11 protein-coding genes and 1 pseudogene are annotated in these 8,147 nt (G+C 43.6%); 6 read left to right on the forward strand and 6 right to left on the reverse strand.

Annotated elements, in window-relative coordinates; genetic code table 11:
* Window positions 1-284 precede the first annotated feature (284 nt).
* Together O9332_RS02005 and O9332_RS02010 are read right to left on the reverse strand one after the other, a co-directional pair.
* A complete protein-coding gene (locus O9332_RS02005; RefSeq protein ID WP_043999540.1) occupies window positions 285-1,457 on the reverse strand; it encodes a CBS domain-containing protein in 1,173 nt (390 codons plus the stop codon).
* A 238-nt stretch (window positions 1,458-1,695) separates the two neighbouring features.
* Window positions 1,696-2,136 (reverse strand): recombinase family protein, encoded by a 441-nt coding sequence (locus O9332_RS02010; protein ID WP_002763750.1) that lies wholly within the window; start codon window positions 2,134-2,136, stop codon window positions 1,696-1,698.
* Between the two features lie 274 nt (window positions 2,137-2,410).
* Here O9332_RS02010 and trxA point away from each other — a divergent pair, with 274 nt between their 5' ends.
* From trxA to O9332_RS02025, 3 genes are all read left to right on the forward strand, one after another.
* Window positions 2,411-2,734, forward strand: coding sequence for a thioredoxin (trxA, locus tag O9332_RS02015; protein ID WP_002763751.1), 324 nt, complete (start codon window positions 2,411-2,413; stop codon window positions 2,732-2,734).
* 67 nt (window positions 2,735-2,801) lie between these two features.
* Window positions 2,802-3,128 (forward strand): hypothetical protein, encoded by a 327-nt coding sequence (locus tag O9332_RS02020; protein WP_002763752.1) that lies wholly within the window; start codon window positions 2,802-2,804, stop codon window positions 3,126-3,128.
* Between the two features lie 53 nt (window positions 3,129-3,181).
* Complete coding sequence (locus O9332_RS02025; protein WP_002751597.1) at window positions 3,182-3,799, forward strand: CP12 domain-containing protein; 618 nt, start codon at window positions 3,182-3,184, stop codon at window positions 3,797-3,799.
* Between the two features lie 189 nt (window positions 3,800-3,988).
* Here O9332_RS02025 and O9332_RS02030 read toward each other — a convergent pair whose 3' ends face one another.
* From O9332_RS02030 to O9332_RS02045, 4 genes are all read right to left on the reverse strand, one after another.
* The gene (locus tag O9332_RS02030; protein ID WP_002763753.1) at window positions 3,989-4,312 is read right to left on the reverse strand and encodes a Txe/YoeB family addiction module toxin; all 324 of its coding nucleotides are present in this window, start codon (window positions 4,310-4,312) and stop codon (window positions 3,989-3,991) included.
* On the reverse strand, window positions 4,302-4,586 hold the full coding sequence (locus O9332_RS02035) for a type II toxin-antitoxin system Phd/YefM family antitoxin (RefSeq protein ID WP_002763754.1): 285 nt from the start codon (window positions 4,584-4,586) through the stop codon (window positions 4,302-4,304). Before O9332_RS02035 ends, O9332_RS02030 begins: the two co-directional genes overlap by 11 nt.
* A 445-nt stretch (window positions 4,587-5,031) precedes the next feature.
* A complete protein-coding gene (locus tag O9332_RS02040) occupies window positions 5,032-5,307 on the reverse strand; it encodes a helix-turn-helix domain-containing protein (RefSeq protein ID WP_002763755.1) in 276 nt (91 codons plus the stop codon).
* The gene (locus O9332_RS02045; RefSeq protein WP_002763756.1) at window positions 5,300-5,656 is read right to left on the reverse strand and encodes a type II toxin-antitoxin system RelE/ParE family toxin; all 357 of its coding nucleotides are present in this window, start codon (window positions 5,654-5,656) and stop codon (window positions 5,300-5,302) included. Before O9332_RS02045 ends, O9332_RS02040 begins: the two co-directional genes overlap by 8 nt.
* A 950-nt stretch (window positions 5,657-6,606) precedes the next feature.
* On the opposite strand from O9332_RS02045, the gene O9332_RS02050 reads away from it, so the two are divergent.
* From O9332_RS02050 to O9332_RS02065, 3 genes and pseudogenes are all read left to right on the forward strand, one after another.
* On the forward strand, window positions 6,607-7,044 hold the full coding sequence (locus O9332_RS02050; RefSeq protein WP_002763759.1) for a hypothetical protein: 438 nt from the start codon (window positions 6,607-6,609) through the stop codon (window positions 7,042-7,044).
* A 208-nt stretch (window positions 7,045-7,252) separates the two neighbouring features.
* A pseudogene (locus tag O9332_RS27910) lies at window positions 7,253-7,606 on the forward strand (immunity protein CdiI family protein).
* 220 nt (window positions 7,607-7,826) lie between these two features.
* On the forward strand, window positions 7,827-8,063 hold the full coding sequence (locus O9332_RS02065; RefSeq protein WP_004161776.1) for a hypothetical protein: 237 nt from the start codon (window positions 7,827-7,829) through the stop codon (window positions 8,061-8,063).
* Window positions 8,064-8,147 lie beyond the last annotated feature (84 nt).

Consider the following 8,147-nt stretch of genomic DNA (forward strand, 5'->3'; position numbering starts at 1 on the left):
ACTCGATTGTCTATCTTTTGGTATTAACCTGTTGATGCCTTAAGTCCTTCCCTGTATGGATTTCAGCTACTTTTGAGCTTAGGTACTCTCATCGAATTTTATTTTAAGTTAATTATTTGCATAACAATTCCCGAAGAGCCCAATTTTATTGATAGTAGGGTTAATTGATAGTAGGGTTAATTGATAGTAGGGTTGATTCATGAATCAACCCTACCATGTCGGGGGTTTAGGGGGTCTTGCCTCTTGCCTCTTCTCAACAAGCAATGTAAATTACGAACAGCTTACTAAGAGCTAATTTCACGACCGAGGTGGGCAAGCTTATCTAGAACAGATTGAAGCAAAGATCGCCGCTGCTCGACGACAATATCTAAGTTAGCCAACATATACTTTACGTCTTTGTAAGCATTGTCCAGCAAGGCTAGTAATAATTCGCGATCGCTGACAATCTCTTTTTCTGATGGGGTGCGGGTCCGTTGGGGTAATAAGTCCGCTGGTGGAGAAGGAGGGAAGGGCGATCGCTCGGACTCTAGCTGTTGAATGGTTTGTTGTAAATTTTCAATCACCCCATACATTTCCATCGGGTCAAAAACCCTTAACAGACTGGTTTGTGTGACAATGCCCAACCCCCGACCCCAGTTCCAAGAAACCACCAAACGCCCCACCCGCCGTTTTTGCATTTCCTGATGGGCCGTCCACAGGGAATCCTCGGGGCTGAGGAGAAATAAGGGCGTACTCATCACCGTCTGGGCCCTAGTTTTGTGCAGATCGATTTGAACTGCTTGAAACTGGACAAGATCTCGCTCTGTCACAATACCAACAGGGTAGTCATTGTCTTCGGAATTTCTCTGGGTGATCACCACACAACTGACACGATGTTCAGCCATTAACTGGGCCAATTGCAAGACTGTGGCGGTGAGTGGGGCCTGTACCACTTGACTGGTCATCACATCGGATACGCGACGAAACCGCAACAGATTGGCCGGACGCAATATCTGGCGAATACTTTCATGGGAGATCACCCCGATTAAGTGTCCTTGGTCATCCACAATCGGCAAATGGCGAATGCGGTAGCGCCGAAACAAAAACAGGGCAGCAAAAATGTCTTGAGCAGATTGCTGGGGCAACGTGATCAGGGGATGTACCATCACATCGGCAACGGTTGTCTCGGACAGGTTAATCCCTTGGGCGGTGAGTCGCACCACATCCCGTTCTGTCAAAATTCCTAATAACTCTTGTCCTTGCACCACCAGCAGACAGCTAACACGCGCTTCTCCGGCCGGAGCAGCTAGAGGGGATAGGTCATCGGTGAGCAAACACAGACGACTATGGGCCTGACCGATCATGGCGATCGCATCTGCCAGGGAAGTGGTTGGCGGCACCGTCAAGGGCTGGCGATTGATCGCTTTTTCCAGATCGGGGGCCCAACTCAGAGGTGTATCAAAGGACATCAGCACCATCCCGCAATCGCAAAGGCCAAGATAGACAGAACAGCCACTGGGCAAAGAACCCAGACTCTCAGAGTTGCTAAAACCCGTTCTAAAACTATCTCAAAGTGTAGCGTCATTTAACTTTTTCCTAAAAGATGTAACGTTTTGTTACAGTTTTTATTAAACTCGTAAAGATTTTAGACCCACTTCGGTGTATCATAGAGGGATGTAACAGGTTAAAGCCTGAAGCTTTTCATTTAGGGGTTATTCAGCCTCTAATGGTTTCAGGAGCGGCATCACCAGACGCTGGGGTGAGTACTTCCGGGTTCTGGTCGGCCTGAAGGGTTACTCCGGAAATTCTGGACACCTTTCCATAAAGTCGATCCAGCACCCGCTTTACGGAAATACGCTGCCATGGTTGACCGCGTTTGGTGGTGTAGCCCTGTTCATTAAGCCAATCGGCGATCTTCTGCAAGGATTTCCCTGATTTGTGATGACGGCGAATCAGTTCAATGACCCGGCACTCTTCCGGATCATCCACTAATTCCCCATCGATCGATCGTTGTCCAAAGGCAGGGGAGCCGTAGCCCGCATAACCACCGTTGCTTGCTTTTGCTTGTCTGCCTTGTTCTAGCCGCTCCCAGGCAGATAAATCGTTTGAAGGGGTCGCTGTCATAGGGGATGTCAATGCAATAACTTGCAAAACCATATTATCGCAACTTAACGTCGCAAATTTGTTTTGATTGGGGGCAGCCGATGACGACTTAGAAAGTAAAACCCGCGCATGAGCAGGGACTAGATGTCACCATCGATGTCTGGGACGACCAAACTATAGACGATACCCCCGGGAGGCGGACAAAGTTAAAGGGTCAAAGGCCAAGCATTTTTAGATGAGGAGCGGGTCAAGGCTGGATTTCTATTGTAAAACGCAGCGATCAGAGAATTTGTCCTAAGTTACACAAAATCAATTTGGAGATATAAACATGGGTACGGCTACATTTATTCAAGATGAAACTGAATTCGATTCCCTCTTAAAGAGTGAATCCCTGTTGGTGGTAGATTGCACGGCAACCTGGTGTGGACCTTGCAAACTGGTGGCACCGTTGATCGATCGATTGGCCGATGACTATCGAGATCGCGCCAAAGTCTTCAAACTTGACCTGGACAGTAACAAACCCGTAGCCAAACGCTTTGGGATTAGAAGTATTCCGGCTGTCATGGTATTTAAACAGGGGAAATTGATAGAAACATTAGTTGGGGTTAAACCCTATGAAGAATTTACCGCTGCAGTAGAACGACAATTATAGTCTTCCACTCTGGACAAACGTCCGACCTTAACCCTTTCCTTCTCACACCACTATTCAATTTTGAGGTATGGCGATGAACAAGCTTATAGAAATTCGGTGTCCCAACTGTGGCAGCGTAGCTCAACGGCTCTTGAGCGATCGCCTACCCGCAGGATATAAGTGTCCGGCCCGGCAGGTTGCTCAGACGGAATGCCCAGTGTGTGATTATTTCATCGCCATGTGTTGGCAAAATGGCGCTGTGCTGGAGGCCTATGCTCCAGGCATTCAGGGGAACACAGCTGCGGCTGTGCCGCCCCAAACCCAACCAGCGATCGCCCATTGGTCTTTGTCATCTGTGTTCAAAGTGGCACTCAGCCCACAAGAGTCTAGGAAATTGCTATCGGGACAACCCTAGTCAACTTTTGCGTTTATACCAGTTCTTTAATTTAACAACACCATCCAACTCCTATGCTACAAGCTCAAGAAATTATGACCCAAAACGTTGTCACCATTCGTGGTTCGGCAACGGTTGCCGATGCCGTGAAATTGATGAAAGAAAAAAAACTGCGGGGTTTGATTGTCGAACCGCGCCATGAACAGGACCCCTATGGAATTGTCACCGAAACCGACATCGTTTACAAAGTGGCGGCCTTTGGCCACGATCCTAAAACTATGCGGGTTTACGAAATTATGGCCAAGCCCTGTGTGGTCGTCAATCCCGAACTGGGGGTGGAATATGTAGCCCGGTTATTTGCTCAAACCCGCATTCGCCGCGCCCCGGTGATTCAGGGCAAAACTTTGCTGGGCATTATTTCTGTCAGTGATATTCTCTTCAAGAGCGATTTTGTCGAAAAGCCCAAGCGGTTGTTCATTGAAGATGAAATTGAAGCGGCCCGGGAAGACGCGCGGGCAATTTGTGCGGCCAAGGGTGAAATCTCTCCCGATTGCGCCGCAGCCTGGGATGTGGTGGAGGAACTCCAAGCCGAAGCCTCCCATCAACGGGTCAAAAAACAGGGGACTAACTCACTTCAGTCCTACTGCGAAGCCAATCCCGATGCCTTAGAGTGCCGCATTTATGAGGATTAAATCTTGGAGGAATGTAAAGATTTATTAAAATGTAACATAGGCTACAGCTTTACTTAGTTTAGTGTGTACTGTTTCGCTGTCCTCCTTCTGTCTTGGGTTGGCCTGTTGCTTCACCTAGCTGCGAGGGGGGACTCACTAAGTTCTTTGTCCCCTTTCTCCTGTAACAGTTCTTGATGGGTTTGTCTGAGTTTAGCCTGATTGATAATGATAGCGAGCTTGTAAAAAATAAACCTTATTTCCTGTGACTTTATAAACCAAACGATGCTCTAAGTCGATCCGTCGTGACCAAGTGTCGGCAGCAATATACTTAAGAGGTTCGGGTTTACCCAATCCTGTAAACGGATCGCCATCCAAAATATCTGCTACTAAGTCTAAGATTTTATCGCCTTTTTTCGGTTCGTTCCGATACCACCAAGCTAAATCTGCTTTGAAATCAGGACTAAAAACGGGCAAATAATCATGAATAGGATTGTTTTTAGGTTTATCTGGCTTATTTTCTCTTTTAGGACTCAATTCCTAACTCCTCTTTCAATTCAGCTAATGTTTGAGGAGTTGCATCTTCTGTCTGGGTCCATGCTAAAGAGCGAAATAAGCGTTGGGCATTTTCTGGAGATCGCAATAAATAAACACACTCTAATAAACTGGAAAGCTCATCTTCAGCAATTAAGGCCACATTTTTCTGATTGCGACGCTTAATGACGATAATTTGAGATTCGTCACACACCTGATCTAAGAGACTCGCTAAATTCATTCTCGCCTGAGAGTAGGTGGTTTCTTTGCTTAACATGATTTTTAGGGGATACTTGTACAACCTTATTGTACAAGTCCAAGCTCTTGAACTCCCCAAAAACCCCAAAATCTGAATCGCTGGTTAGGGAGAATAATGTAAAGATTTATAAAATTGTAGCTTAGGCTACAGCTTAGTTTAGTTTTGTGTGTACTCTATTGTCGTACAGCTTTGGTGTTGGGTTGGGCTGTTCCTTAGCCAAACCTAGAAAAGCTAATAGTTCCACCGATTCAGGGAGATGAACTGATTGGCTGGAGGGATATTAAGCTGTTGACTATCTGAATTGCTCGTTAAGACTGCAAGGGAGAAGGGAGCAGGGAGAGAAAGTTCGAGCATTTGTACTAAAAATTCCAATACGCAGTTTAAATTCAGTACAGCTTATCCCCAGTCTATCAGCTAGTTGGTGCGGGACGGGATTTTCTGAATCTACAACCTACAGAAGCCGCTATCTTATTTCCACAATAAGTTCCTTTCCTAAAGCTTTGACGTATTTTTCTAAAGTAGAAATACCGACAGATTCCACATTCTCTTCTAGGTTGAAAACCGTTGCTTTATCCCAATTTAACTTACGCGCTAATTCTTCCTGAGTCAGTCCAGCTTCTTCTCTTGCCTGTGATAAGATAACTCCCAGCTTGAAACTGAGATAACCAGACTCGAAGCCTTGGCAAAATTGACTGTCAGTTTGTTTTCTCCTGTTAATATATTGTTCTACATCACTCATCGTCGAATCTCCTGTTCAAGTAGTCTCGTTTTCGTTGCTCTGCCAAATTAATCTCTTGGGATGGTGTTTTTTGAGTCTTTTTAGCAAATCCGTTCGTTAAAATAATTAAATCACTTTCTCCAAAAAAGCCCAGCAGACGGAATATATTATTGCCAATCTGAACCCTCACTTCCCAAATATCATCAGTATTGACTAATTTTTTCAGGTATTGACTCGGGACAGAATCTAACTCCTGAATTAAGCGTAACACCCACAACACTTTTTGAGCTTGTTTTCCAGACAGAGAATTTAAAAAATCTTCAACGGGGCTGGCTCCTGACTGGGTACGATAAAAAACAATCTCCTTCATATAATAATCAGTTTAAGAAAACATTTCAATATTTTAGTGATGCCATTTCATTTGGATTGTAGTGATTCCATATCGCCAGTCATTGGTTGTGCATTATCTTACATCTTCATTCAATAAGTAGTCGTGCCAAATAAATTTCCTAGTGAAGATGGGCACTCATGCAAGAGGTGGTTAGATATGTGGTAAGGATTCAGGTGCCTCAAATGCAGTCACAGAGCGGCTTCTCAAATCTCAGAACTCGCTAAACTAACAGTTTCATTCTCAATAAGCACGAAAATTAAGCCTTTCAGCGTTTCTTAATGAGAATGAGGATTTGGCCATAATTCGCCTAAATGCTTACACAGCATGGGTTTGACTGCTTTTTGTATGACCTGAATCCTTACGATATGTGTAATTAATTTTGCTTAGGTACTTAACATTGTCAGAGTTGTGCAAGTGTCGGAATATTTTTCCCTGCCAAAACCGAACGAATGACACTAATTATAACAAAATAGAGAATCCGCAGCTCTCTTAGGTTTGGTGGGTAAAATGTATTCTGAGATACAGTCTTGGGGCAGTGAGTGGAACTAACCACAGAGACACAAAGGACACAGAGATCGATCACCACTATATAAGTTAAACTTATCACACAAAGAATAACAGAGCCAATCCGCTTCAACAACTTCGAGACAGAGATGAACGCAAAGACGAATCCGACAGACCGCGCCACAATAACTCAAGGAAGACGATAGTTCGTCTGAGAAGCAGTAAAACAGCGGAAAACACCTGAGACTCCCTGCTCTGTCAACCCCTAAGCTAGGGAGAGAAATATAAAGATTTATTAAATTGTAGCTTTTGATACATTTGTGGGGGGGGGAGTGTGTATTGTTCTACTATCCGCCTTTGGTGTTGGGTTGGGTTGTTGCTTCACCTAGCTGCGAGGGGGCGAACACTTATGTACTGAGTAGCGAATGGTGATGAAAAAAGGATTTTTCAGATGGCTACCAATTTTAGCCTTAACTACAGCTTTATCTTCTAACTTCTATCAGAATCACGATGATATTGCTCAAGCCCGTAATTTGAGACGTGTAAGCAATGGTTTTGCTTTCGAGATTCAGAATTGTAATAAAGACAATAATTCTGTAGTTTGTACTTTTATGGTTGCAAACTTAGGGGAAGTCAGAGATCTTACTTTTTATCCCCAATACTCTATCATCATTGATTCTACCGGCAAGCAATTGACGGGATCGGAGGGACGTATTGGAGGAATAGGTCGTGATCTAGTATATATGAGAGATATGCCTTCTAGAGTCCCCATTAACGGAAAAATTCTCTTTAAAGGAAATTTGCCCGGAAGAATCGTTTATCTGCGATTAGTAGGTTCTAATTTCTCAGTTGAATGGAGGTAATATATTACCTCGGTTAACTGTTAACTGTTCACTGAATAAAGACTCGTAGGTTGGGTTGACGCAAGGAAACCCAACAACTTCCTGGAATATTTTCACAATGTTTGTTGGGTTTCGCCTTTTGAGCCGATGGGTAATACCAGAGCAATAATGATAGCTCAACCCAACCTACGGCTCGATTAATTAACAAACTGATTCAGGAATGATAGTTATGGCAATCAGAATCAAACTTTGGGCAGATTATGGAAGTTACCCACTTTGGGGAGTAGATGAAATTGATAACATTGCTCCTGAAGAATTACCATTAAGTCAAGCAACCATTCAACGTTTAAACCCATGGCAGGATACTTACGATAAGACTTTAAATCAAGACTATCCACCTTGATCAGATTTTCCTAATCAGCAAGCTGAAATGGATTTTAAACAAGAAGGAATTAGTTTATGGAAACAGTTATGTCTTGAACTGGCAGCAGATTATGAAGTTTTCTACCAAAATGAAGGTCAATTGTTCAGACATCCTAAGGAAATAACCAAAAAATCTACAGTACAAAAAATAACAGTTTGAGTATCATCACCTTCGGCTCCGGCGCAGCTTCAACCATCAAGCGCCAACTAAAACCCTCTTAATCCACCAAAAAAGAAACCACAAAAGTTGGCTAAATTGCTTCTAAAAATACCATAAATGCCCCTTGATTCAATCTTGAGGGGGTTTTGTTTTTTTATATCTCTTTTTTGGCAATAGATGCTATAATAGAGGGTCACTCTTTAAGATTGCTTGCTTGATCGTGGACTTTGAGATTATCAGCGATATCACGAATATCGAGATTATTGCCACAGGAACAGGAATTCGTAATCGGGAACGGTTGCAAAAACAGTATGGCAAAGGTAAATGGAGAAAATTAAAGGGCATAGCCCAAGTTCAGCTTCCCAATGGTATAGTAAGGTTAGCTGAAGTCCATTGGTATGAAGCTCATGGCATCGGCAAAAAAGAATTTAAGCTCAAGTTACCGTTTCTAGATTGACCATGAAAATAGAGTCATCTCCAACAAATAAGTTCGCAGTTTGTCTCAATAATGAAGGCTACGAAGCTTCACTAGAGGTGGGCA

Source organism: Microcystis sp. LE19-10.1B, assembly GCF_027530565.1.
In the GTDB taxonomy this organism is placed as follows: Bacteria; Cyanobacteriota; Cyanobacteriia; order Cyanobacteriales; family Microcystaceae; genus Microcystis; species Microcystis aeruginosa.

Coding starts and splice junctions, on each gene's coding strand:
- O9332_RS02005 (WP_043999540.1), bottom strand. CDS start 1,457: ATGGTGCTGATGTCCTTTGATACACCTCTGAGTTGGGCCCCCGATCTG.
- O9332_RS02010 (WP_002763750.1), bottom strand. CDS start 2,136: ATGGTTTTGCAAGTTATTGCATTGACATCCCCTATGACAGCGACCCCT.
- trxA (WP_002763751.1), top strand. CDS start 2,411: ATGGGTACGGCTACATTTATTCAAGATGAAACTGAATTCGATTCCCTC.
- O9332_RS02020 (WP_002763752.1), top strand. CDS start 2,802: ATGGCGATGAACAAGCTTATAGAAATTCGGTGTCCCAACTGTGGCAGC.
- O9332_RS02025 (WP_002751597.1), top strand. CDS start 3,182: ATGCTACAAGCTCAAGAAATTATGACCCAAAACGTTGTCACCATTCGT.
- O9332_RS02035 (WP_002763754.1), bottom strand. CDS start 4,586: ATGTTAAGCAAAGAAACCACCTACTCTCAGGCGAGAATGAATTTAGCG.
- O9332_RS02040 (WP_002763755.1), bottom strand. CDS start 5,307: ATGAGTGATGTAGAACAATATATTAACAGGAGAAAACAAACTGACAGT.
- O9332_RS02045 (WP_002763756.1), bottom strand. CDS start 5,656: ATGAAGGAGATTGTTTTTTATCGTACCCAGTCAGGAGCCAGCCCCGTT.
- O9332_RS02050 (WP_002763759.1), top strand. CDS start 6,607: ATGGTGATGAAAAAAGGATTTTTCAGATGGCTACCAATTTTAGCCTTA.